Origin of the sequence: Streptomyces sp. NPDC058576 (assembly GCF_042718715.1) — a bacterium.
Classification (GTDB): Bacteria; Actinomycetota; Actinomycetes; order Streptomycetales; family Streptomycetaceae; genus Streptomyces.
In genome coordinates this window covers 20,529-42,935 of the sequence record NZ_JBHXPF010000021.1, presented here as the reverse complement: position 1 = coordinate 42,935, position 22,407 = coordinate 20,529, and the positions used below count along the sequence as shown (strand labels likewise).

20 protein-coding genes and 1 pseudogene are annotated in these 22,407 nt (G+C 74.0%); 12 read left to right on the top strand and 9 right to left on the bottom strand.

The genetic code is table 11. From position 1 onward, the window contains the following. Positions 1–67 precede the first annotated feature (67 nt). From ACFWRV_RS17055 to ACFWRV_RS17045, 3 genes are all read left to right on the top strand, one after another. The gene (locus tag ACFWRV_RS17055; RefSeq protein ID WP_384334908.1) at positions 68–1,354 is read left to right on the top strand and encodes a cytochrome P450; all 1,287 of its coding nucleotides are present in this window, start codon (positions 68–70) and stop codon (positions 1,352–1,354) included. 232 nt (positions 1,355–1,586) lie between these two features. Next, positions 1,587–2,501 (top strand): diiron oxygenase, encoded by a 915-nt coding sequence (locus tag ACFWRV_RS17050; protein ID WP_384334905.1) that lies wholly within the window; start codon positions 1,587–1,589, stop codon positions 2,499–2,501. Between the two features lie 9 nt (positions 2,502–2,510). Further along, the gene (locus tag ACFWRV_RS17045) at positions 2,511–4,172 is read left to right on the top strand and encodes an FAD-dependent oxidoreductase (RefSeq protein WP_384334902.1); all 1,662 of its coding nucleotides are present in this window, start codon (positions 2,511–2,513) and stop codon (positions 4,170–4,172) included. A gap of 147 nt (positions 4,173–4,319) precedes the next feature. Here the strand turns inward: ACFWRV_RS17045 and ACFWRV_RS17040 are convergent, their stop codons facing one another. Continuing rightward, entirely contained in the window at positions 4,320–5,789 is a 1,470-nt protein-coding gene (locus ACFWRV_RS17040; protein ID WP_384334899.1) for an MFS transporter, read from the bottom strand. Positions 5,790–5,932: 143 nt separating this feature from the next. On the opposite strand from ACFWRV_RS17040, the gene ACFWRV_RS17035 reads away from it, so the two are divergent. Both ACFWRV_RS17035 and ACFWRV_RS17030 read left to right on the top strand, forming a co-directional pair. Beyond that, positions 5,933–6,379 carry a MarR family winged helix-turn-helix transcriptional regulator gene (locus ACFWRV_RS17035; protein ID WP_384334896.1) on the top strand — a complete coding sequence of 149 codons (447 nt, stop codon included), beginning with the start codon at positions 5,933–5,935 and terminating at the stop codon, positions 6,377–6,379. Between the two features lie 110 nt (positions 6,380–6,489). Then, positions 6,490–7,119 (top strand): class E sortase, encoded by a 630-nt coding sequence (locus ACFWRV_RS17030; protein ID WP_384334893.1) that lies wholly within the window; start codon positions 6,490–6,492, stop codon positions 7,117–7,119. Between the two features lie 98 nt (positions 7,120–7,217). Here the strand turns inward: ACFWRV_RS17030 and ACFWRV_RS17025 are convergent, their stop codons facing one another. After that, positions 7,218–8,618: an NAD(P)/FAD-dependent oxidoreductase gene (locus ACFWRV_RS17025; RefSeq protein WP_384334890.1), complete on the bottom strand. Its 1,401-nt coding sequence runs from the start codon at positions 8,616–8,618 to the stop codon at positions 7,218–7,220. Positions 8,619–8,766: 148 nt separating this feature from the next. Between ACFWRV_RS17025 and ACFWRV_RS17020 the strand changes: the two genes are divergently transcribed. Both ACFWRV_RS17020 and ACFWRV_RS17015 read left to right on the top strand, forming a co-directional pair. After that, entirely contained in the window at positions 8,767–9,675 is a 909-nt protein-coding gene (locus tag ACFWRV_RS17020) for an aminoglycoside phosphotransferase family protein (protein WP_384334887.1), read from the top strand. Between the two features lie 156 nt (positions 9,676–9,831). Further along, entirely contained in the window at positions 9,832–10,323 is a 492-nt protein-coding gene (locus tag ACFWRV_RS17015) for a GNAT family N-acetyltransferase (RefSeq protein WP_384334884.1), read from the top strand. Between the two features lie 21 nt (positions 10,324–10,344). On the opposite strand, the gene ACFWRV_RS17010 is transcribed toward ACFWRV_RS17015, so the two are convergent. Together ACFWRV_RS17010 and ACFWRV_RS17005 are read right to left on the bottom strand one after the other, a co-directional pair. Then, positions 10,345–11,346 (bottom strand): zinc-binding dehydrogenase, encoded by a 1,002-nt coding sequence (locus ACFWRV_RS17010; RefSeq protein ID WP_384334881.1) that lies wholly within the window; start codon positions 11,344–11,346, stop codon positions 10,345–10,347. Between the two features lie 136 nt (positions 11,347–11,482). Next, on the bottom strand, positions 11,483–12,685 hold the full coding sequence (locus tag ACFWRV_RS17005) for an NAD(P)-binding protein (RefSeq protein ID WP_384334878.1): 1,203 nt from the start codon (positions 12,683–12,685) through the stop codon (positions 11,483–11,485). Between the two features lie 103 nt (positions 12,686–12,788). On the opposite strand from ACFWRV_RS17005, the gene ACFWRV_RS17000 reads away from it, so the two are divergent. Beyond that, the gene (locus tag ACFWRV_RS17000; RefSeq protein ID WP_384334875.1) at positions 12,789–13,472 is read left to right on the top strand and encodes a pentapeptide repeat-containing protein; all 684 of its coding nucleotides are present in this window, start codon (positions 12,789–12,791) and stop codon (positions 13,470–13,472) included. A 33-nt stretch (positions 13,473–13,505) separates the two neighbouring features. Here the strand turns inward: ACFWRV_RS17000 and ACFWRV_RS16995 are convergent, their stop codons facing one another. The 5 genes and pseudogenes from ACFWRV_RS16995 to ACFWRV_RS16975 all read right to left on the bottom strand — a co-directional run bounded on the left by ACFWRV_RS16995 (position 13,506) and on the right by ACFWRV_RS16975 (position 18,132). Continuing rightward, positions 13,506–14,003: a hypothetical protein gene (locus ACFWRV_RS16995; RefSeq protein ID WP_028419539.1), complete on the bottom strand. Its 498-nt coding sequence runs from the start codon at positions 14,001–14,003 to the stop codon at positions 13,506–13,508. A gap of 178 nt (positions 14,004–14,181) precedes the next feature. Next, a pseudogene (locus ACFWRV_RS16990) lies at positions 14,182–15,173 on the bottom strand (methyltransferase). Between the two features lie 127 nt (positions 15,174–15,300). Beyond that, complete coding sequence (locus tag ACFWRV_RS16985) at positions 15,301–16,128, bottom strand: helix-turn-helix domain-containing protein (RefSeq protein ID WP_384334872.1); 828 nt, start codon at positions 16,126–16,128, stop codon at positions 15,301–15,303. A 64-nt stretch (positions 16,129–16,192) separates the two neighbouring features. Beyond that, complete coding sequence (locus ACFWRV_RS16980; protein WP_384334869.1) at positions 16,193–16,840, bottom strand: response regulator; 648 nt, start codon at positions 16,838–16,840, stop codon at positions 16,193–16,195. Continuing rightward, a complete protein-coding gene (locus ACFWRV_RS16975) occupies positions 16,837–18,132 on the bottom strand; it encodes a sensor histidine kinase (protein ID WP_384335112.1) in 1,296 nt (431 codons plus the stop codon). Before ACFWRV_RS16975 ends, ACFWRV_RS16980 begins: the two co-directional genes overlap by 4 nt. Positions 18,133–18,378: 246 nt before the next feature. Here ACFWRV_RS16975 and ACFWRV_RS16970 point away from each other — a divergent pair, with 246 nt between their 5' ends. The 4 genes from ACFWRV_RS16970 (at position 18,379) to ACFWRV_RS16955 (ending at position 22,394) form a co-directional block, all read left to right on the top strand. Then, entirely contained in the window at positions 18,379–18,936 is a 558-nt protein-coding gene (locus tag ACFWRV_RS16970) for a heme-binding protein (protein ID WP_384334866.1), read from the top strand. Between the two features lie 46 nt (positions 18,937–18,982). Beyond that, positions 18,983–19,579: an ankyrin repeat domain-containing protein gene (locus ACFWRV_RS16965; protein ID WP_384334863.1), complete on the top strand. Its 597-nt coding sequence runs from the start codon at positions 18,983–18,985 to the stop codon at positions 19,577–19,579. Further along, positions 19,576–20,760, top strand: coding sequence for a YncE family protein (locus ACFWRV_RS16960; RefSeq protein ID WP_384334860.1), 1,185 nt, complete (start codon positions 19,576–19,578; stop codon positions 20,758–20,760). Before ACFWRV_RS16965 ends, ACFWRV_RS16960 begins: the two co-directional genes overlap by 4 nt. A gap of 233 nt (positions 20,761–20,993) precedes the next feature. Next, positions 20,994–22,394 (top strand): M1 family metallopeptidase, encoded by a 1,401-nt coding sequence (locus ACFWRV_RS16955; RefSeq protein WP_384334857.1) that lies wholly within the window; start codon positions 20,994–20,996, stop codon positions 22,392–22,394. Positions 22,395–22,407 lie beyond the last annotated feature (13 nt).

Here is a 22,407-nt window from a genome sequence, read left to right as displayed (position 1 = left end):
TCCCCTGTCCTGCTCCTTTGCTCGGCTCCCCGCCCGGCTCCTCCGTCCACCACCTCGGGAGAACTCCATGGCGTACGACCCGGACACCGACACCGACATCGACATCGACACCGAAACCGACTCCGTCACCGCCGACGAGCCGCCCGTCCTGCCCACCGACCGGCACACCGGCTGCCCCTTCGATCCGCCCCCCGCTCTCACCGCCCTGAGCGACCGGCCGGTCCGCCGCCTGCGCTACGCCGACGGGCACGTGGGCCGGCTGGTCACCGGGCACGCGGCCGCCCGCGCGGTGCTCGCCGATCCGCGATTCAGCTCCCGCTACGAACTCCTGCACCTGCCGATGCCGATGGAGGGCGCGCCGGGCGAGCTGCCGCCGGCGCCCGTCGGGGACATCACCGGCCTCGACGCCCCGGAGCACACCCGCTACCGCCGACTCCTCGCGGGCCGGTTCACCGTGCGCAGGATGCGCCAACTGACCCATCGCATCGAGCGGTTCACGGCGGACTGCTTGGACGCCATGGAGCAGGCCGGGTCCACCGCCGACCTGGTGGAGGCCTTCGCCCGGCCCGTGCCCACGCTGGTGATCTGCGAGCTGCTCGGCGTCCCCTACGCCGACCGGGGACGCTTTCTGGGGCTGGTCGAGGTCATCTTCGACCAGGCGGCCGACGCGGCGGTCCGGGGCGAGGCCTATGCGGGGCTGCTCCGGTACGTCGGTGAACTCGTCCTCGTCAAAAGGGCCGAGCCCACCGACGACCTGCTCAGCGACCTCGCCGCCCCCGGCCCGGACGCCTCCGGGTCCGCCGTCTCCGGCCTCTCCGACGAGGAGCTGGCCGGGATCGGCGGGCTGCTCCTCGCCGCCGGGCTCGACACCACGGCGAACATGCTCGGCCTCGGCGCCTTCGCCCTGCTGTCCCACCCCGCCCAGCTGGAGGCCCTGCGCGCCGACCCGGATCTCGCGGGTCCCGCCGCGGAGGAGCTGCTGCGCTACCTCAGCGTGGCCGATCCGCTGCTGCGGTCGGCGCTGGAGGACGTCGAGGTGGAGGGCGAGCTGATCAGGGCGGGGGAGACGGTGACCGTCTCCGTGCAGGCCGCCAACCGTGACCCGGACAGGTTCCCCGAGCCCGACCGGCTCGACATCCGCCGCCGGGCCACCGGGCATCTCTCCTTCGGCCACGGCCCCCACCAGTGCCTCGGCCAGCAGCTCGCCCGGGTCGAGATGACCGTCGCGCTCCCGGCGCTCCTCGCCCGCTTTCCCGCCCTGCGCCTCGCGGTCCCGTCGGGGGAGGTGCCGTTGCGCGAGCGCTCCAGTGTCTACGGAGTGGTCTCCCTGCCGGTCGCCTGGGGGGAGGTGTAGTGCCGAACTGCCGTGTGGGCAAGGAGATGCGGTGAGCGTCCGTACCGATTTCTACCGGGGGGTAGGCGGCCCGGGATCCTTGTTATACCTTGCGTCTAACAAGCGGGTGGAGTGCTCGGGTGGCGGTGCGGGCCGTCGCGCCCCGACTCCGTACAGCCCGTAACAGCACGGCTGTCGACGTACGCACTCACCACGATCAAGGATCACCGCACTCGACCCAAGGAGCCGCAGCATGGCCGGCAGCACCGTTCCGTCGAAGGTCCAGGCAAGTCCCGAGGGTGACGACGTCGCGCGGCGGCTGCTCGACTCGGCCGCGCAGCTGGCGTACGACCCGGCCACCGAGGTGGACTGGGAGACGCCGCTGGACAAGGAGTTCCACGGCGCGAGCCCGGAGTGGAGCAGCCTCTACGGCACCTCCTACTGGGGCGAGTTGACCGAGAGCCAGCGCAAGGAGCTGACCCGCCAGGAGGCGGCATCGGTCGCCAGTACCGGGATCTGGTTCGAGATGATCCTCCAGCAGATGGTGCTGCGCGACATCTACATGAAGAACCCGGCGGGCGCGGAGTTCCAGTGGGCGCTGACCGAGATAGCCGAGGAGTGCCGCCACTCGATCATGTTCGCGCGCGGTGCGCAGAAGCTCGGCGCGCCCCACTACCGTCCCCGCCGCGCGGTGATGGAGCTGGGCCGGGCGTTCAAGACACTGGCGTTCGGCGAGGCGGCGTACGCGGCGATCCTGGTCGCCGAGGAAGTCCTCGACGTGATGCAGCGGGACTGGATGCGCGACGAGCGGGTGGTGCCGTTCGTCCGCACCATCAACAACATCCATGTGGTGGAGGAGTCCCGGCACATGAAGTTCGCCCGGGACGAGACCCTCAAGCGGCTGGAGGGCGCGGGGTGGGCGCGGCGGCAGCTCAACGCGTTCGTCGTCGCCGTCGCCTCGTACTTCATCGTGACGAGCATGGTGAACCCGGAGGTCTACCGGAGGGCCGGGCTCGACAAGCGGCGTGCGCTGGCCGCGGCCAAGGCGAATGAGCACCACAAGTCGATGATGAGGTCGAGCTGTTCGGGGCTGATGGACTTCCTGGCCTCCGCCCGACTCCTCACCAGGCCCGCCCTCGCGTTCTACCAGCGCGCTAACCTGATCTGAGCCGGGGCCATGACCTACGCCATCACCCAGACCTGCTGCAACGACGCCACCTGCGTGGCCGTCTGCCCGGTCAACTGCATCCACCCGACGCCCGAGGAACGCGCCTTCGGCTCCACGGAGATGCTGCACATCGACCCCCGGGCGTGCATCGACTGCGGGGCCTGCTCGGACGCCTGCCCGGTGGACGCGATCTTCCCGGTGGACGCGTTGTCCGCCGGGCAGCGGGAGTACGCGGACATCAACGCCGCCTATTACGAGGGCGGGGAGCCGGCCCCCGAGACGGAGGGGCCGAACTTCCATGTCTGGGGCGAGCCGGTCTTCGAGCGCAGTCTGCCGTCCGACTTCGGGCCGCTGCGGGTGGCCGTCGTGGGGACCGGGCCCGCCGGGATGTACGCGGCGCAGGACCTGCTGCTGCACACCGCCGCCGAGGTGACCCTGATCGACCGGCTGCCGGTGGCGGGCGGGCTCGTCCGGTACGGAGTGGCCCCCGACCATCCCGCGACGAAGAAGGTCGGCGAGACCTTCTCCCGCTTCCACTCCCACCCCCGGGTCCGGATGCACCTGGGGATCGAGGTGGGCCGGAACGTCTCCGCGCAGGAGCTGTCCGCCCACCACGACGCCGTGATCTACGCGGTCGGCGCCTCCACGGACCGGCGGCTCGGGGTGTCGGGGGAGGAGACGCCCGGGTGTCTGTCGGCGACCGGGTTCGTCGCCTGGTACAACGCCCACCCGGAGGCCGTCGCGCAGGGCGTCGACCTGTCGGCCGAGCGGGTCGTCGTGGTCGGCAACGGCAATGTCGCCCTCGACGTCGCCCGGATCCTGGTCGCCGACCCGGAGGCGCTCGCGGGCACCGACATCGCCGCCCACGCGCTGGACGCCCTGCGGGCGAGCCGGGTGCGGGAGGTGGTGGTGCTGGGGCGGCGGGGTCCCGGGGACGCCGCGTACACCCGCTCCGAACTCCTCGCGCTGAAGCATGTGCCGGGCGTGGAAGTGGTGGTGGACGACCACGATCCGCGTACGGCCGCGGCGATCGACGCGGTCGGGACGCGCGACCGGGCCGCGGTGCTGCGGGGGCTCGCCCGGGTAGGGACGGACGCGGCGCCCCCGGTGGGCGGTGAGCGCCGCATCGTGCTCCGCTTCCACTCCGAGGCGGTGGAGGTCCTGGGCGGCGACAGCGGTGTCCGCTCCGTACGGGTCACCGACGGCGGCGGCGAGGGTCCGGTGGAGCTGCGCGCCGGGCTGCTGCTGCGGGCCATCGGCTACCGGGGGCTGCCGGTTCCCGGGCTGCCGTTCGACGAGGCTTCGGGCACCGTCCCGCACGAGGGCGGCCGGGTCGCCGGGCTGCCCGGCAGCTATGTGGTCGGCTGGATCAAGCGGGGGCCGTCCGGCGGGATCGGCGCCAACCGCACGTGCGCGGCCGAGACGGTCGGGACGCTCCTGGCCGACGCGGTCGCCGGGACGCTGCCCGCGCCGACGGGTGACGCCAAGGCGTTTCGGCGCCTCGCCCGGCAGCGCAACCGCCGGGTCGTGGACGCGCGGGGCCTGGCCGCGATCGACCGGGCCGAACGGGACCGGGGGCGGCGCGAGGGCCGGCCCCGGGTGAAGCTCGCCACCGTCGAGGAGCTGGTGGCCACGGCGAGGTCGGGGCGGCTGCTGCGGCTGCCGCGCTGACCGTACGCCCGTGTCGACAACGTGCGCCCGTGTCGGCACCGTACGCCGTATCGGCACCGTACGACCGTGTAGGCCCCGTACGAAGTCCGGCCCGGGGATAGGCGGTTCGGCCGCCGGGCCCCGGGCCGTGCTCCGTTCCGGCGCCGCTCAGGCCTTGGCCTCCGACGCCTCCGGCACTCCGGCGGGCCCGGTCGCGGCCGCGGGCGGGAGCAGCGCGGTCGCCGGGCGTACGGGGATGAGCGCGGCGACGACCGCAGCCGCGAGGCCCACCCCGCAGCCGATCAGCATCGCGACCCGGAAGCCGTCCTGGGAGGCCGCCGCGAAGCCGCCGAAGTCCGTGGTCATCCGGGCCAGGACCACGCCGATCACCGCCGCCGCGAACGACGTGCCGATCGAGCGCATGAGGGAGTTGAAGCTGTTCGCCGACGCGGTCTCGGACTGCGGCACCGCGCCCATGATGAGCGCGGGCATCGCCCCGTAGGCGAAGCCGACGCCCGAGTTGCAGACGAGGGTGACGATGAGCAGGCTCCACGGGGAGTCCGCGCCGATCAGCGGCACGGACAGGCCGTAGCCGGCCGCGATGAGCAGGCTGCCGACGGCGAGGGTGACCTTCGGGCCCTTGGCGGCGGACAGCTTCGCGCCGACCGGGGACATCGCCATCATCATCAGACCCGCCGGGGCCATCCACAGGCCCATCGCGAGCATCGACTGCCCCAGGCCGTAGCCGGTCGCCTCGGGCAGCTGGAGCAGCTGGGGCACGACGAGGGACTGGGCGTACATCGCGAAGCCGACCAGGACCGAGGCGGTGTTCGTCATCAGGATCTGGGGGCGGGCGGTGACGCGCAGGTCGACCAGCGGTTCGTGTCGGCGCAGTTCCCACCAGCCCCAGGCGGGCAGGAGCACCAGCACGGCGGCGAAGAGCGTGAGCGTCGTCGCGCTGCCCCAGCCCCAGTCGGCGCCCTTGGAGACGGCGAGCAGCAGGCAGATCAGCGCGGCGCCGAGGCCGACGGCTCCGAGCAGGTCGAAGCTTCCGGACCTGGTGGCCGGGCGGTCGCCGGGGACCAGGGCCAGGATCAGCGCGCCGACCGCCAGGGCGAGCACGGCGACCACCCAGAACAGCACCCGCCAGCTGGTGTTCTCCGCGATGGCGGCGGCGAACGGCAGGCCCAGCGCGCCGCCCACGCCCATCGAGGCGCTCATGATCGCGATGGACGGGCCGAGCTTCTCGGCCGGGACCACGTCGCGCAGCAGGCTGATGCCGAGCGGGACCACGCCCATGCCGAGGCCCTGGAGGCCGCGTCCGGCGATCATCGGGACCACCGTAGAGGACAGGGCGCAGACCACCGAGCCGAGGACCAGCGGGACGAGCGAGAGCAGCAGCATGCGCCGCTTGCCGTACATGTCGCCGAGCCGGCCGGCGACGGGCGTGGCCACGGCGGCGGCCAGCAGGGTGGCGGTGATGACCCAGGAGGCGTTCGACGCGGAGGTGTCGAACAGCTTCGGCAGCTCCGCGATCAGCGGCACCACCAGGGTCTGGGTGAGTGCCGCCACGATGCCGGCGAAGGCCAGGATGCCGACCACGCCTCCCGGCCGGGCTGCGGGGGGTGAACTCTCCACGGGTACTGCTCCCTCGTGCCCTTCCGGGCGGGTCGACGCGCCTTCGGTGTTCGACTATGCAAGATACATGGAATGTGCACCATGCATAATAAGTGCATCGTGCACATCTATGGTGTGAGACCTGGTCAACGAAGGAAGAGCGCGTGGACAAGCCCATCGACCGGATCGAGCGCGAGACCATGCTGCTCGGCCGGTACATGCATCTGCTGACCCCGCGCGTGGAGTGGCGGCTCGACCGATCCGCCTACATTCTGCTGAGCCGGATCGAGGCGGAGGGCCCGATGTCGATCGGCCAGCTCGGCGACGCCTTCGGTCTGGACGCCTCCACGCTCAACCGGCAGACGGCCGCGATGCTGCGGGCCGGGGTCGTCGAGCGCATCCCGGATCCCGACGGCGGGATCGCCCGCAAGTTCGCCATCACCGAGGAGGGCGAGCGCCGCCTCGACAGCGACCGGACCAGGAACGTGGCGGGCCTCGCGAAGGTCCTCGCCGACTGGACCCCGGAGGAGGCGGAGCAGCTCGCCGTCTCCCTCAGCCGTCTGAACCTCTCCATCGAACGCCTCGACGGACGGCCCTGGCCCCGCGACTGAACCCCGGGTGCCCGCATGCGGATCGCGGGGGCGGTGGTGTACTGGGAGGGAAGGCCGATCGCCGCGCGGCCCGACCCGCCCGGCCGGGCCGGCTACCGATGGGGATGCCCATGCTCAGCCGACTCCGTACCGTTCCCCGTGCACTGGCCTGCGCCTGTGCCGGCGCCCTGCTGACCGTCGCCGCGAGCACGGCGACCGCCGCCCCCGCCGACCGGACCGAACCCCGTACCGCGACCGCCGACCTCGACATCCCCGGGATCGGCGTCGAGGACCTGGACGTCGTGCCGTACGAGGGGACCACCGACGACCGGCCGGGCAGCCGGATCCAGGACCGGGGCGTCGCGGCCAGCCCGTACGGCGAGCGCGGCGGCGTCGGGCCCGGGGACGTCGGCAACTACCTCGTCACCGCACACCGGTTGAGCGCCGGAGGGGTGCTGCGCGACCTGCCGGATCTCGACAAGGGCGATCCCGTGCACGTGACGGAGAGCGGCACCCGCTACACGTACGAGATCACCGAGACCCGGCAGACCTCCTTCCGGAGCGAGGGATCGCTCGCCGAGCAGCGGGCCGAGGTGCCGGGCCGGCCCGGTGCGGAGCCGACCCGGGCGATGATCACGCTCTCCACCTGCGCGACCCCCGAGGACGACGCGGCCGGGAACTTCTGGCGGGACGCGTTCGGCAACCCCGAGCACCGCATCGACAAGGTGGGGGTGCTGGTGGCGGAGCGCCCCGCGGCGTAGTCCGGCGTCGCAGTCCCGGGGCGTGGTCCGGCGTCGTGGTCCTGGGTCGTGGTCCGGCGTCGTGGTCGGTCGTCGTGGTCCGGCGGCGGGGTCCGGCCTCAGTGGCGGCCCGCGATGCGGTCCGCGGCCTTCGCGATGGGGTCCGTGCCGGGGCGGGGCGAGGTGGTCTCGCGCCGGTCGGCGGCGCGGTAGGCCGCGTACATGCCGTGCACGCCGAGCCAGCGCAACGGCTCCGGCTCCCAGCGGCGGACCTTGTGGTTCACCCACGGCAGGGCCGTGAGGTCGGTGGGGCCCGCCTGGCCGGAGTCCTGCTGGATCAGGTCGCGCAGGGTGCGGGCGGCGAGGTTGGCGGTGGCGACGCCGGAGCCGACGTAACCGCCCGCCCAGCCCAGGCCCGTGGAGCGGTCGAGCGTGACCGTGGCGCACCAGTCGCGCGGGACGCCGAGGACGCCCGACCAGGCGTGGTCGACGTGGACACCCGCCGTGACGGGGAAGAGCCGGACCATCAGGTCGCACAGGGCGGCGACCGTGGCGGGCTGGGTGCGGCCGTCGTTGTCGGTGGCCGAGCCGAAGCGGTACGGGTAGCCGCGGCCGCCGAGCGCGATGCGGTCGTCGGCGGTGCGCTGGGCGTAGAAGTAGGCGTGGGCCATGTCGCCGAGGGTCTCGCGGCCCTCCCAGCCGATCGCGTCCCAGATCCGGGCGGGCAGCGGCTCGGTGACGATCATGGAGGAGTTCATCGGGAGCCAGGTGCGCTTCTGGCCCTTGAGGCTCGCGGTGAAGCCCTCGGTGCAGCGCAGCACGTACGGGGCGCGGACCGTGCCGTACGGGGTGACGGCGTGCTTGGGCTTGATCTCGGTGACCGGCGTCGACTCGTGGATGGTCACGCCGAGCGCCTCCACCGCGTCCGCGAGGCCCTTGACCAGCTTGGCCGGGTGCAGCCGCGCCCCGTGCGGGGTCCAGGTGGAGCCGACGGCCCCGGTGACATGGACGCGCTCGGCCGTCTCGCGCGCTCCGCGCAGGACGCGGTCGGTCTCCCCGAAGGCGATCTCGACGCTGTGGAAGTCCTTGAGGCGGGCGAGCTGGGCCGGGGTGTGGGCCACCTCCAGGACGCCGCCCTGGTGGATGTCCGCCTCGATCTTCTCCTCGGCGGCGGTCCTGACGACCTCGCCGACGGTCTCGTTCATCGCCTTCTGGAGCCGTACGGCGGCGTCGTGGCCGTGCAGCTTGGCGTACCGGTCGCGGCCCGCGATGCCGTTGTACAGCCAGCCGCCGTTACGGCCGGAGGCCCCGTAGCCGCAGAACTTGGCCTCCAGGACGGTGATGTTGAGGAAGGGGACGGCCTTCTTCAGGTAGTACGCCGTCCAGAGGCCGGTGTAGCCGCCGCCGACGATGCAGACGTCGACGCTCGTGTCGCCGGGGAGGGGTTCGCGCGGGGCAGGGGTGCCCTCCTGCGCGTACCAGAACGATATGCCGCCGACGACGGTACTGACGGTGCTCATGATGCCCCTGGTGTCCCTGTTCCGGTGAGATGCCGAGCGTACGTGTGGCGGGACGTTACTGCGCGCGGGGCCGTTTCGTCTCCTGCGGTCGCGCGGCCGGTGAGGATTCGTGCCTCCTCGCGCGGCGCGCCTCCCTAGGATCGAGGGCGTGATCGACATCCCTGAAGAACTGGCCGCCACGCAGTCCCGTTTCAACGGAGCGGCCGGCCGGGCCTTCGTCGCGGGCCTGCCCGACCTCGCCGAGCGGTGCCTGGAGCGGTGGGGGCTGCGGCCGGACGGCCCGTCGATGTACGGGATGTGCGCGCTGGTCCTGCCGGTGGTGCGGGAGGCGGACGGGCGGCCCGCCGCGCTGAAGCTCCAGTTGGTGGACGAGGAGACGGCGGGCGAGCCGGTGGCGTTGCGCGCCTGGACCGCGGCGGGGGCCGGGGCGGTGGAGCTGCTCGACCATGACCCGGAGAGCGGCGCGCTGCTGCTGGAACGGCTCGACGAGCGGCGGCCGTTGTCCGGCGAGGCCGATGTGCGGCAGGCGGTGACGCTCCTCGGCGCGGTGCTGGCCCGGCTGGTGGCGGTGCCCGCGCCGCAGGGGCTCCGCACGCTGGGCGGGGTGGTGGAGCGGATGCTCGCGGCGGTGCCGGAGCGGGTGGGCCTGCTGGCCGACGCGGCGGAACGGCGGCTGCTCGCCGACTGCGCGGCGGCGGTACGGGAGGTGGCGGGGGAGCCGGGGGACCGGCTGCTGCACTGGGACCTGCACTACGACAACATCCTGGCCGGGTGCGCCGATGCGGGGCGCGCGGGGGAGTGGGTGGCGCTCGACCCGAAGCCGCTGGCGGGGGACCCGGGCTTCGAGCTGTTCCCGGCGCTGGACAACCTCTTCGACGCGGAGGAGGTGGTGTGGCGGTTCGACGCGCTGACGGAGGCGCTGGGCCTGGAGCGGGAGCGGGCGCGCGCCTGGACGTTGGGCCGGGTGCTCCAGAACGGGCTGTGGGGGGCCGGGGAGGGCGAGGTCCGGCTCGCCCCCGACCACGCGGAGATCGCGCGGCGGCTGCTGGGGCGGTGAGGGGGGAGGGGGAGGAGATCGAGGCGGTGGCTGGGCGCGCGCGGGCGGGGCGGCGGAGGTCGTCGCGTCGGCCCCGGGGGCGGGTAGGGCGGCTGGGTGCACCGGCGGCCGGGAACGTGGTGTCCCGGTGGCCACGGCGCTGCCTAGGCTGCGCCCATGATTCGTACCGCCACACCTGACGATGTCCCCGTCCTGCTCTCCCTGGTGCGGGAACTCGCCGCGTACGAGAAGGCCCTCGACGAGGTCGTCGCCTCCGAGGAGCAGTTGGCCCGGGCCCTGTTCGGCGACCGGCCCGCCGTGTACGCGCACGTGGCGACGGCCGACGACGACGGCGGGGAGGTGATCGGCTTCGCCCTGTGGTTCCTGAACTTCTCCACCTGGCGCGGAGTGCACGGCATCTACCTGGAGGACCTGTACGTCCGCCCGGAGCGACGCGGCGGCGGCCACGGCAGGGCGCTCCTGACGGAGCTGGCGCGGATCTGCGTGGAGCGCGGCTATGAGCGGCTGGAGTGGTCGGTGCTGAAGTGGAACGCCCCGTCCATCGCGTTCTACGAGTCGCTCGGCGCACGGCCGCAGGACGAGTGGACGGGGTACCGGTTGACGGACGGGGCGTTGGCGCGCGCCGGGGCCGGCGGGGCGGGAGCCTGACCACCCCGCCGGCCTCCCGCCTCACGGCTCCAGGACCACCTTGCCCATCGTGCCCCGGGTCTTCAGGGCGCGGTGCGCGGCGGCGGCCTCGGCCAGCGGGAAGCGCTGTACGGCGGGCCGCAGCCGCCCGGCGGCCGCCTCGGCGAGGGCGCGGGTCTCCAGGGCGCGCAGGCCGCCGCCCCGCTCGATCATCTGCGGCCCGAGGACGGACCCGGACGTGATGGAGCGTTCGGCCAGTTCCCCGGCGGTGAAGGTGAGCGGGCCCCCGGCGCCGAGGCCTTCGCCGGACCAGCCGTAGACGACGTGCCGCCCGCCGGGGCCGAGGAGGTCCACGGCGGCGCGGGCGGTGGTGCCGCCGACGGAGTCGTAGACGACGGTGGCGCGCAGACCCCGCCCGTCGAGGTACGCGCGAGCCGCGCGCGGCCAGTCGGCCCGGGTGTAGTCGAGGGCGAGGTCGGCCCCGTTGTCCGTCGCCCGCGCCACCTTCGCCGGGCCGCCCGCCAGGGCGATCACGGTCGCCCCGGCGTTCTTCGCGTACTGGACGACGAGAGTGCCGATCCCGCCCGCCGCCGCGGTGACGACGACCACCGAGTTCGGTCCGAGCGGGGTGGACCCGAGGATGCCGAGCGCGGTGCGGCCGGTGCCGATCATCGCGACGGCCGCGGCGGCGTCGAGTGTCCCGGGGATCTCGTGGAGCCGGTCGGCCTCGGTGACGGTGAGTTCGGCGTAGCCGCCCGGCACCATGCCGATGTGGGCGACGACGCGCTTGCCGAGCCAGTCGGCGGCTACGCCCTCGCCCACCGACTCGACGGTTCCGGCGACCTCGCGGCCCGGGACGGTGGGGAGGTCGACGGGTGCCGGGTAGGGGCCGCTCTCCCCTTCCCGCAGGGCCGTGTCCAGGAGGTGCACGCCGGCCGCCGCGACGGCGATACGGACCTGGCCGGGGCCGGGGACGGGGTCCTCGGCCTTCTCGTGCACCAGGTTCTCGGCGGGGCCGAAGGCGTGCAGGCGTACGGCGTACATGAGGGCTCCCACGGGTGACGGTCATGGCGGTCTCGCCCACCGCTGCGGCGGGCCGTGCCCTCACCCTCGTACCTCAGGTGCGCTTGAGGTCAACCCCGGACCTGATCGAAGCCCGATCCGTTCAGCCGGGGTCCGTTCAGCCCCGGATCCGGTCGGCTCCGGGCCCGGAGCGCTGTCCGGCCGCCTTCACGGCGAGCATCGCGGCTTCGAGGCCGCTGGTGAAGGAGACCTCGCTGAGGAGTCCGGGGGCGGCCACCTGGTCGCCCGCCAGGAAGACTCCGTCGCCCCGCACCACGGAGGGCCGGTCCCGCCAGGTGGTGCCGGGGCGGTCGACGGCTCCGGTGCGGCCGTCGGCGAGGGCCTCGACGCGCCAGGCGGTGCGCTCCCGCCAGCCGGGGAATCCGAGGTCGAGCAGTGTCTCGGCGCGGGCGACGCCCTCCGCCCGGCGCGCGTCGGGAGCGATCGGGAACTGGCCCTGGAGCAGCTGTTCGCCGGCCGGGGCGAGGCCGGGGTCCTGTGCGGTGAACCGCTCGAGCCAGCCGGGCTCGTCCAGGTCCGACACGACGAACGCGTCGCCGCGCCGGGTACGCAGCGCCAGGTCCACGAGGACGGTGCGGCCGCTCTCCCAGGTGAGGGACGCGTCGTCGAGGAGGACGCGGGCGGAGTCGAGGGAGGTGGCGACGACGACCGGTCCGGTACGGGCCAGCTCGCCGAGCGTACGGGTGTCGACGCGGGCGGCCGTCTCGACGTGGACCCCGAGCCCGCGGGCGTGGCCGGCCATCCGCTCGACGAGCGGCGCCCAGCCGCCGACCGGGTAGCGGGCCTCGGGCGGGAACGAGGCGAGACGCCGGAACCGCTCCTGGACGAACCGGGCGGAGAGTGCGCCGGGGTCGTGGTGGAAGAGCGCGGTGGCGGCGAAGTTCGCGGCGGCCCGGGCCCCCTCCTCGCCGACCCGGCCTGCGGCCCACTCCAGGAAGGTGCTGTCCACCGGGGCCGTGTGGGGATCCCTGCGGGCGAGCCGCAGCAGGGCCACGGGCGGGGTCCGGCGGACGGCCCCGGCGCGACGGAAGCGGAAACGGAGGCCTTCGAGGGGCGGTACGGAGACGACGGGGCCGAGGAGACCGCGCCGGGCCAGCCAGGTCCAGTGCGGCCCCCGCCGGTACAGGGCGTGCGGGCCTTCGTTGGCGCGGTAGGGCCCGTCCGCGGTCCTGGCCCGGCCGCCGAGGGTCCGGTGGCCCTCGTGCAGGGTGACCCGGGCGCCGGACTCGGCCGCGGTGATCGCGGCGGTGAGCCCGGCGAGGCCGCCGCCGACGACGTGGATGTGTGCCGTGTGTTCCATGGCTGGATCTCCTTCGCATCTTTGATGATGCGACGGATCGGGGGAGTCGGCTCGTGACACGGTCGGCGGGGGCGTTGTCAGTGGCGTGCGTCACGATGGGGGTATGGCAGCGAGCAGCAGGAAGAAGAGCACCACGGGCGTGACGGCGGCGCGGCGGCCGGATGTGCGGCTGCCACCGCTCGTTCCGTTCGACGGCGAGGGCCTGGAGCCGGACGGGGACTACGACGGGCTGCGGTTCGACGGGGTGGACCTGACGGACGCGTCGGGCCGGGGGGCCCGGTTCATGGACTGCGCTCTGGACGGCTGCGCCCTGGACCGCGCGGAGCTGTCGCGGGCCCGCTTCATCGACACGGTGCTGACGGGCGTACGGGGCGTGGGCACCGATCTCGCGGAGGCGTCGCTGCGGGACGTCGAGGTGGTGGACGCGCGCCTGGGCGGGGTGCAGCTGCACGGTTCGGTGCTGGAGCGGGTGGTGGTGCGGGGCGGCAAGATCGACTACCTGAACCTGCGGAAGGCCCGGCTGAAGGACGTCGTCTTCGAGGGCTGCGTGCTGTCCGAGCCGGACTTCGGGGACGCGCAGCTGGTCCGGGTCGAGTTCCGGGACTGCGCGCTGAAGCGGGCGGACTTCAGCGGCGCCCGGATGGAGTCGGTGGACCTGCGCGCGGTGGCCGAGCTGGACATCGCCCGGGGCGTGGACCGGCTGGCGGGGGCGGTGATCAGCCCGTTGCAGCTGATGGAGCTGGCCCCGGCGTTCGCGGCGCAGATCGGGGCGCGGGTGGAGGGATGAGGGGGACGGTCCCGGTTCCGGTCCCGGTCCCGGTCAGAGGCGGGGGAAGCGGGCCTGGAGGTCCCAGATCACGGGGTTGTCGGCGAGGCCGTCGTGCATGTCGGCCAGGTCGGCGATCAGGTCGTGCAGGAAGTCGCGGGCCTCGCGGCGCAGGAGGGAGTGGCTGAAGGTGAGCGGGGGCTCGTCGCCGGGCATCCAGTCCGCCTCGACGTCGACCCAGCCGAAGCGCCGCTCGAAGATCATGACGTCCGAGGACTCGGTGAAGTCCAGCTCCGCGTACTGGCGGCGGTGCGAGCGGTTGCCGCGGGGGTCCTGGTCGATCTGCTCGACGATGTCGCACAGCGCCCACGCGAAGTCGAGCACCGGCACCCATCCCCAGGCTGTGGACACCTCGCGGTCCGCCTTGGTGTCCGCGAGGTAGACGTCGCCGGAGAACAGATCGTGCCGCAGCGCGCGGACGTCCGCGCGGCGGTAGTCGGTCTGCGGGGGGTCGGGGAAGCGGCGGGAGAGGGAGTAGCCGATGTCGAGCACGGATCGATGGTGTCATGCCTGTTCGGGGCTGGCCGCCACGATCGGGTGAAGCGCTTCGGGGTGGACACGCTCGTGTGTATCGCGGTGGCGCGGGTGGCGACTCCCGGTCGCCGGATGCACCGAGGCGGGTCCGGGAGCCACCCCGGCCACGGCTCCACGCCACAGGCCTCCCGCCCTGTCAGTCGGCCGCGGCCTCGATGAGGGCGAACGGCGCGGCCTCGGCGAGCGGGGTGACCGACGTGAGGGTCGGGTCAGGCCGGCGCGGCGGCACACTTCCTCGAAGTCCGTGCGGGTGCGCTCCCGGCCGCCCACGTTCACCAGCATGTTCAGGTCGCTCAGGTAGGTGATTCCGCCGTCGGTGACATCGGCCGCGGTGTCGACGGCCTCGGGAAGCACCGGCTCCACGATCAGCACGAGGCCGCCGGGTTGCAGCGCCTCGCGGCAGTGGCGGAGGATCGTGACCGCCTGGTCGTCCGTCCAGTCGTGCAGGACGCTCTTCACCAGGTAGAGGTCCGAGCCCGCGGGGACCGCATGGAAGAAGTCTCCGGCGACCAGGGAACACCGCTCCTCCAGCCCGGCCCGCGTCATCGTGTTCCGTGCCTCGACCAGGCCCTGAGCCGTGTCGAGGACGACACCGGTGAGGCCCGGATGGGTGGCCAGTACCCCGGCCAGCAGGGTTCCGTCGCCTCCGCCGACGTCCGTGACCGTGCTGAACCGGCTGAAGTCGAAGGCGTACGGCAGCGCCGCGGCGGTCTCGGAAGTGGCTTGGCTCATCGCCGCGTTGAACTCCGAGGACAGCTCGGAGTGCTGGGCGAGATGGCTGAAGAAATCGGTGCCGAAGACCGAGTCGAACGCGATCTCGCCGGTGCGGACGCTGTCGTCCAGATGTTCCCAGGCGCGGATGATCACGGGCTCGGTGAACATCCTGACGAAGGAGGCGAGCGAGTCGGGGCTGCCGGGGCGCAGGAGTGCGCCGGCGGGGGTCACCGAGAAGGATCCGGGGGTGGCTTCGCGCACGAGGCCGAGCCCGGTCAGAGCGCGGAGCAGCCGCGTCATGGGCTGGGGCGCGGCTCCGGCGTCGGCGGCCACCGCGTCGGCGTGACGAGGCGTGTCGCCCAGCCGTTCCATCACGCCCAACCGGACGGCCGCGCGCAGGGTTTGGGCGGCCATGCTCCCGAACGCCAGCCGGGCGATCAGATCGCGGTCGGTCGTGTCCGTGGTTGTGGCCTCGGGGTTCGTCACGGGGCTTCCTCTCGCTTCTCTTCGTCTTCTACAGGGGGGCACGTACGACTACGGGTCAGCCGGCTGACGTGGACCTGCCGGCCAGCGCGCCCGGCGTGCATCCGGCCAGCGCCAGCACGTCGCGATGGAGGTGCGGCTGGTCGGCGTATCCGCACGCCAGGGCGACCTCGCCGGCGCTCCCGCCCGCGCAGAGCGCCCGGGCGGCGTGGTCGAAGCGGACCAGCACGGCGGCCCGCTTGGGAGTGACGCCGATCTGGTCGGTGAACCTGGACCACATCCGCTTGCGGCTCCAGCCGGAGGACGCGGCGAGTGCGGCGACCCGTACCCGGCCCCGGCGGGCCACGATGGTGTCCCAGGCGGCGGCGACCTCGGGCGACATCGGCCGCGCCCCGGCGGCCCGCCCGGCGAGGACGGCGTCCGTCAGGGCGAGGCGTTCCTGCCATGTCGCCGCGTCCGTCAGCTGCTCGCCGAGACGTCGGGCACGCGGCCCCCACAGTTCCTCAAGTCCGTTGACGGCGCCGTCGAGTTCGCGCGGGGAGACCCCCAGCAGCGCATGGGCTGCCCGGGGCGACAGGTTCACCTCGACACACTCGACGCCCTCGCCCCGGATGCGGGCAGGGCCGGGTGACAGCGAGGCGATGAAGCTCCTCATGGGCCGGGGCCCGTCGGCGCTCTCCACCGTCATCCGGGCCTTCCCGAGAGCGATGACGACGACCACGGCGGGCTGGGGGAGCACCTGCATGTCCAGTCCGGCTGCCGCGCTGTCACGGAAGCCGGCCATCCGGACACCGTCGAGCGACGGGCCGCCGAGGAGACGGGCGACCTCCCAGCCGTTCTCGGCGTCGCGATCCGGCGGGGCGGAGCCCTTGTGATGGGTGCGCATGCCTCCACCGTCGCCGACTTCGCCGCTCGTGTCTTGGACGAATGTTCCGCACGCCGGACGGGACTCAGGGCAGCAGGCGCTGTTCCTTCGCCACCGACACCGCGCCCGCGCGGGTGTCGACGCCGAGCTTGTCGTAGATCCGGCCGAGGTGGGTCTTGACCGTGGCCTCGCTGATGAACAGGGCGCGGGCGATGTCCCGGTTGCCGAGGCCCTGGGACAGCTGCGCCAGGATGTCGCGTTCGCGGTCGGTGAGGCTGGGGCGGGGGCTGCGCATCCGGGCCATCACCCGGCTCGCGACGGGAGCCGAGAGCGTGGTGCGGCCCTGGGCCGCCGACCGGATCGCGGCGAACAACTCCTCGGGGCGCTCCGCCTTCAGCAGATAGCCGGTCGCCCCCGCCTCGATGGCCCGGGTGATGTCGGCGTCGGTGTCGTACGTGGTCAGCACCAGGACGTGGACCGTGCCGTCGGCGGCGATGCGGCGGGTCGCCTCGACGCCGTCGATGCCCTCGCCGAGCTGGAGGTCCATGAGGACGACGTCCGGGGCGAGGCGGGCGGCGAGCACCACCGCCTCCTCGCCGCTGCCCGCCTCGCCGACGACCTCGATGTCCGGTTCGCTGCCGAGGAGGGCCAGCAGCCCGGCGCGTACGACGACGTGGTCGTCGCAGAGCAGGATGCGTACGGGCGCGGGGGGCGGGGTTGCCTCGCCGGTCATGTGGGGTCCTCCGGGGTGGTGGGGAGCGGGACCGCGGTGAGCGGGACCTCGGCCGAGAGCACCGTGCCCTCGCCCGGCGCCGACTCGATCGTGAGCGTTCCGCCGAGCTGCCGCACCCGGGCCCGCATCGCCGGAAGCCCGTGGCCGCGTACGGTGCGGGCGTCGCGTACGCCGTCGGGCCCCACCGCGAAGCCCCGGCCGTTGTCGCCGATGTCGAGGACCACCCGGTCGTCGAGGTGCGTCAGGGTCAGCCCGGCGGCGGTGGCCCCGGCGTGCTCCCGCACATTGGCCAGGGCCCCCTGGGCGATGCGCAGCAGGGCGGACTGCACCCGGTCCGGCAGCGGGGCGTGCGGGGTGCCCTCCACGTGGCAGTGGACGGTCAGCGCGCCCTCCGCCTGGGCGCTCTCGCGGGCCGCCAGCGCGTGCAGGGCCGCCTCCAGGCCGCCGCCCTCCGCCAGGTCGGCGGGGGCCAGGTCGTGGACGAAGCGGCGGGCCTCGGCGAGGTTGCGTTCCGCGATGCCGGTGGCCGTACGGACGTGGCGGCGGGCGGCGTCCGGGTCGGCGCTCCAGGTCCGGTCGGCCGCCTGGAGCAGCATCTGCTGGCTGGACAGGCCCTGCGCCAGGGTGTCGTGGATCTCCATGGAGAGCCGCTGGCGCTCGGCGAGGGTCCCCTCGCGCCGTTCGGTGGCGGCCAGTTCGCGCCGGGTGCGGAGCAGGTCGTCGATCAGCTCGCGCTGGCGTGCGGCCAGTTCCCGCTGACGAACCGCCTGGCGCTGCATATGGACGAAGACGGCGGTCGCCACGGCGGCGACCGCGGGCGGGGCGAGGACCAGGTTCGGGTCGAATCCGTCGGCCAGGCGCAGCTGCGCGGCCACGACGAACACGGTGAGCAGGGCGACCAGCGCGAGGGCCGCGCGCGGCGGCAGGATGCGCAGCCCGGTGTAGAACAGCGGCACCGCGCACCACGCGAAGCTCGGCGCGAGGACGACCAGCACCATCCAGACGAGGACGAGCACCCCGAGCCAGGTGAGCCGGCGCGGGGTGGGACGCGAGCCGAGGACGGGCCCCAGGAGGTACAGCACCGCCAGGGTGATCGACAGGGCGATGATCCACGGGGTGCGGGCCTCGCCGGGGTGCCGCATCAGGAACCGGGTCAGCGAGGCGCCGAGCAGCAGGAAGAACGCGGCGTGCATGAGGAGCGTGAGCCAGCGGGCGTCGGGGTCCGAGCCGGAGATCCCGGGGCCCCCGGCCTCGGCCCCCGCCGCGTCCGGCGAACCGCTGCGGTGCTCCACCACGTACCTCACGTTCCGTCGCTGACCTGCGTAAACCCCTCCATGGTGACCCGATCCGGCCACTTCCGCATCAACCGATCGGCTGACGGGGACGTCGACCGTCCCGCGCGCCGCTTCCAGCCGCTACGCCGACCGTACGGGGCCGGATCCGCCGGGAGGATCGATACCAGAGCGAAACGCCCGGACCACCTCCGGGCCGCCTCGCCCCCAAGCCACCGGGCCGCCCCGGATCACCAAGGAGCCACCATGAAGAAGCTGTCGCTGCGCACCCGTGTCGTCACCGGCGCCGTCGTCGTCGCCGCCCTCGGGGCCGGCACGTTCGGCGCGATGTCCGCGAGCGCCTCCGCCCCGGCGGCCGCCCCCGCCGCCGCGGTCAAGGCCGACACCGGCAACCGCAACCTCCAGCAGACCACGCACCTGACCGTGGCCGCCGCCACCAAGGCCGCGCAGGCCACGCTGGACGCGGCGAAGAAGGAGAACCAGCGGGTCTCCGTCGCGGTCGTCGACCGCAACGGCAACACCATCGTCTCCCTGCGCGGCGACGGCGCGGGCCCGCAGTCCCCCGAGTCCGCGGTGAAGAAGGCGTACACCGCCGTCTCCTGGAACGCCCCCACCTCCGAGCTGGCCAAGCGCCTGGAGCAGGCCCCGAACCTGAAGGACATCCCCGGCACCCTGTTCCTCGCGGGCGGCGCCCCGGTCCAGGCCAAGGGCGCCCCGGTGGCGGGCATCGGCGTGGCCGGCGCGCCCAGCGGCGACCTCGACGAGAAGTTCGCCCAGGCGGGCGTCGCCTCGCTCGCCCGGTAGTCACCTCCGCAGTCACCTCCGCACGACAGACGGGAACGGAGTACCCATGAAGGCCCTCGATCACGACCTGCTCACCGCCGCACGCACCGGCGACACCACCGGTGTGCGCACCGCGATCGAGGGCGGCGCACGGGTCGACGTCCGCGACGAGGGGTTGCGTACGCCGTTGCTGCTCGCCGTCCTCGGCGACCACGTCGAGGCGGCGCGGCTGCTCGTGGCGGCCGGGGCCGACCCGAACGCCCAGGACCGGCGCGAGGACTCCCCGTGGCTGGCCACCGGGGTCACCGGCAGCGTCGCGATGCTGCACGTGCTGCTGCCGGCCGGCCCGGACCTGACCCTGCGCAACCGGTTCGGCGGGGTCTCCCTCATCCCGGCGAGCGAGCGCGGCCATGTCGCCTACGTACGGGAGGTGCTGCGGGTCACCGACATCGACGTCGACCACGTCAACCGGCTCGGCTGGACCGCCCTGCTGGAGGCGGTGATCCTCGGCGAGGGCGGGCGCGCGCACCAGCAGGTCGTGGAGCTGCTGCTCGCGGCCGGGGCGACGCGGGACCTGCCCGACGGCGACGGGGTGACCCCCCTGGCCCACGCCGAGCGGCGGGGCTTCGCCGAGCTGGCCGCCCAGCTGCGGAACGCCGCGTGACCGCGCCCCGCGGCCCCCGAGCCGCCGTCCGCGCCCGCCGCCTCGCGCTCGGCGTGCTCGCCGCCGCCCTGCTCGCCGGGTGCGCGAGCGGCACGACGGAGGCCGCCCCGGACACCCCGGGCGCGTCCGCCGCGACCGGCACCGTGGAGACCCCCGACCCCTCCCGCGCCCCCGCCGGCCGCACCCCCGACGGCACGCTGCTCGTCGCCGACTTCGGCGGCGACACCGTGACCTTCGTCGACCCCGGCCGGGACGGTTCCGGGACGGGCGGGGCGCCCATCGCCTCGGTGAAGGTCGGCACCGCGCCCTACGGACTCGTCGTCGGCGAGGACGGGCGGGCCTGGGTCGCCACCGCCGAGGGCGTCGCGGTCGTCGACACGCAGAAGCGGACCCGGCTCGCGCTGGTCCCGTACGCGACGGAGTCCGGCCCGGTCACCACCGGCGAGTACCGGGGCGGCGGCATGGGCATCGCCCTGGCCCCGGACGGGAAGCACGTCTACGTCGGGGTCAACGTGCCGGGCGAGGACGGCGCGGTCGAGGTCATCGACACCGCGACCCGCGAGGTCACCGGCACCGCGAAGGTCGGGATGCGCCCCTTCGACGTGGACGTGTCGCCGGACGGCCGCGAGGTGTACGCCACCGATCACGACTCCTTCGACGTGACGGCGGTGGACGCGGACACGTTGAGGACCCGGCGCATGGAGGTCGCCCCGTACGGCACGGAGGGCGGGCTCGGCTCCTGGCTGAAGCCGCACTACGCCGTCGTACGCCCCGGGGACGGCAAGCTGCTGCTGCCCTTCGAGGGGGAGCGGCTGGCCGTGCTCGACCCGCGCAGCGGCAAGGTGACGATCGAGCGGATGACCGCCGACACCCACCAGCACGGTGCGACGCTGGCCCCCGACGGCACCCTCCTCGTCGTCGGCACCGGCCCGATCGGCCCGGACGACGAGGACCCCTCGCTCACCGTCCGCACCCCCGACGGCGCGGAGCGGGTCGTTCCGCTGGACGGGCCGCACGAGGACGTGGCGGTGTCGCGGGACGGCCGCACGGCGTACGTGACCGGCGGTTTCACCCGCGACGGGTACTGGAACGGGATCACGGTCGTCGACCTGGACGACGAGGAGAGCGAGCCCGTCTCCCTGAAGGCAGGCAACCGGCCCCTCGGTATCGCCGTCCTCTGAGCTGGGAGCCGCCCGCTCTTCCCCCGAGGCGGGCGGCTCCTTCCAGCACCGGAGGCCCTGGGCCCGGAGGCCAGGCCCTGGGCCCGGAGGCCAGGCCCCGGAGCCCGGAGGCCAGGCCCCGGAGCCCGGAGGCCAGGCCCCGGAGCCCGGAGGCCAGGCCCTGGGCCCGGAGGCCAGGCCCGCCCCGGAAAGCCCGGACCGCCCCCGGTCGCCCCGCGACCTAGGATCGACCGGTGAACCACCGCACCCCGGCCGCCGCCCCCCTCCTGCTCGCCCTGGCCCTCGCCCTCCTCGGCTCGGGCTGCACCGGCGGCGTCGAGGGAACCCCGGGCGCGGTCGGGCTGCGTGACCCGTACTTCCCCGGGCTCGGCAACGGCGGCTACGACGTCACCCACTACGGCCTGAAGCTCGACGTCGACCCCGCCGCCGACCACCTGCGCGGTACGGCCACGATCACCGCCCGCGCCACCGAGCACCTGAGCGCCTTCCACCTGGACCTCGCCGGACTCGACGTGGAGAGCGCCACCGTGGAGGGCCGCCCGGCCGCCGTGAACCGGGCGGGCAAGGAGCTGACGATCCGCCCCGACGCCTCGGTCGACGACCGGCTGCGCGAGGGGCGCACGTTCACCACTGTCGTGCGCTACTCCGGCCCCCCGGAAGCCATCACCGACGCGGACGGCGAACAGGAGGGCTGGCTGCGGACGGCGGACGGGGCGGTCGCCCTCGGCGAGCCGACCGGCTCCATGGCCTGGTTCCCCGGCAACCACCACCCGAGCGACAAGGCCGCGTACGACATCGAGGTCACCGTCCCCGATCCGCTGAAGGCCGTCTCCAACGGGGAGCTGGTCGCCCGGCGTACGGAGAACGGCCGCACCGCCTACCACTGGCGGACCGCCGAGCCGATGGCGAGCTATCTGGCGACCGTCGCCGTGGGCGGGTTCACCACCCGGCAGTCGCGCACGCCCGACGGCATCCGCCTGTTCACCGCCGTGGACCCGGAGTCGGAGGCGGCGAGCGAGGACGTGCTCGCGGAGATCCCGGCGGTGCTGGCGTGGTCGCAGGCCAGGTTCGGGCCCTACCCCTTCACCTCCGCCGGGGCGATCGTGGGGCGCACGGACGACTCGACGTACGCCCTGGAGACTCAGAACCGGCCCTTCTTCCCCGGCCCGCCCGACACCACGCTCCTCGTCCACGAGCTGGCCCACCAGTGGTTCGGGAACTCCGTCACCCCGAGGACCTGGCGGGACATGTGGCTGAACGAGGGCTTCGCCACGTACGCGGAGTGGCTCTGGGCCGCCGACCACGACGACGTACCGGTCGGGGAGAGCTTCCAGGAGGCGTACGAGGACGACGCCAACTGGGCCTTCCCGCCCGCCGGTCCGCCCGCCGCCCTCGATCTCTCCGACCCGCCGGTGTACGGGCGCGGGGCCATGGTCGTGCACCGCGTCCGGCTCGCGATGGACGACGACCAGGCGTTCTTCGCCCTGGTCCGGGGCTGGACGAAGAAGTACCGGCACGCCAACGCCTCCACCGACGACTTCACCGCGTACGTGGAGGAAGAGACGGGGCAGGACCTCACCGAGCTGTGGGACGCCTGGCTGTACGGCGGAAGCCGGCCGCCCGTCGAGGGCTGACCGGCTTCCGTAC

Bases quoted from the DNA above. Each gene is read 5' to 3' on its own strand.
- ACFWRV_RS17000 (WP_384334875.1), top strand. From the start codon at position 12,789: ATGGCAGCGAGCAGCAGGAAGAAGAGCACCACGGGCGTGACGGCGGCG.
- ACFWRV_RS17030 (WP_384334893.1), top strand. From the start codon at position 6,490: ATGCTCAGCCGACTCCGTACCGTTCCCCGTGCACTGGCCTGCGCCTGT.
- ACFWRV_RS16980 (WP_384334869.1), bottom strand. From the start codon at position 16,840: ATGACCGGCGAGGCAACCCCGCCCCCCGCGCCCGTACGCATCCTGCTC.
- ACFWRV_RS17010 (WP_384334881.1), bottom strand. From the start codon at position 11,346: ATGTACGCCGTACGCCTGCACGCCTTCGGCCCCGCCGAGAACCTGGTG.
- ACFWRV_RS17005 (WP_384334878.1), bottom strand. From the start codon at position 12,685: ATGGAACACACGGCACACATCCACGTCGTCGGCGGCGGCCTCGCCGGG.
- ACFWRV_RS16965 (WP_384334863.1), top strand. From the start codon at position 18,983: ATGAAGGCCCTCGATCACGACCTGCTCACCGCCGCACGCACCGGCGAC.
- ACFWRV_RS17015 (WP_384334884.1), top strand. From the start codon at position 9,832: ATGATTCGTACCGCCACACCTGACGATGTCCCCGTCCTGCTCTCCCTG.
- ACFWRV_RS17045 (WP_384334902.1), top strand. From the start codon at position 2,511: ATGACCTACGCCATCACCCAGACCTGCTGCAACGACGCCACCTGCGTG.
- ACFWRV_RS16985 (WP_384334872.1), bottom strand. From the start codon at position 16,128: ATGCGCACCCATCACAAGGGCTCCGCCCCGCCGGATCGCGACGCCGAG.
- ACFWRV_RS17055 (WP_384334908.1), top strand. From the start codon at position 68: ATGGCGTACGACCCGGACACCGACACCGACATCGACATCGACACCGAA.
- ACFWRV_RS17050 (WP_384334905.1), top strand. From the start codon at position 1,587: ATGGCCGGCAGCACCGTTCCGTCGAAGGTCCAGGCAAGTCCCGAGGGT.
- ACFWRV_RS17025 (WP_384334890.1), bottom strand. From the start codon at position 8,618: ATGAGCACCGTCAGTACCGTCGTCGGCGGCATATCGTTCTGGTACGCG.
- ACFWRV_RS16970 (WP_384334866.1), top strand. From the start codon at position 18,379: ATGAAGAAGCTGTCGCTGCGCACCCGTGTCGTCACCGGCGCCGTCGTC.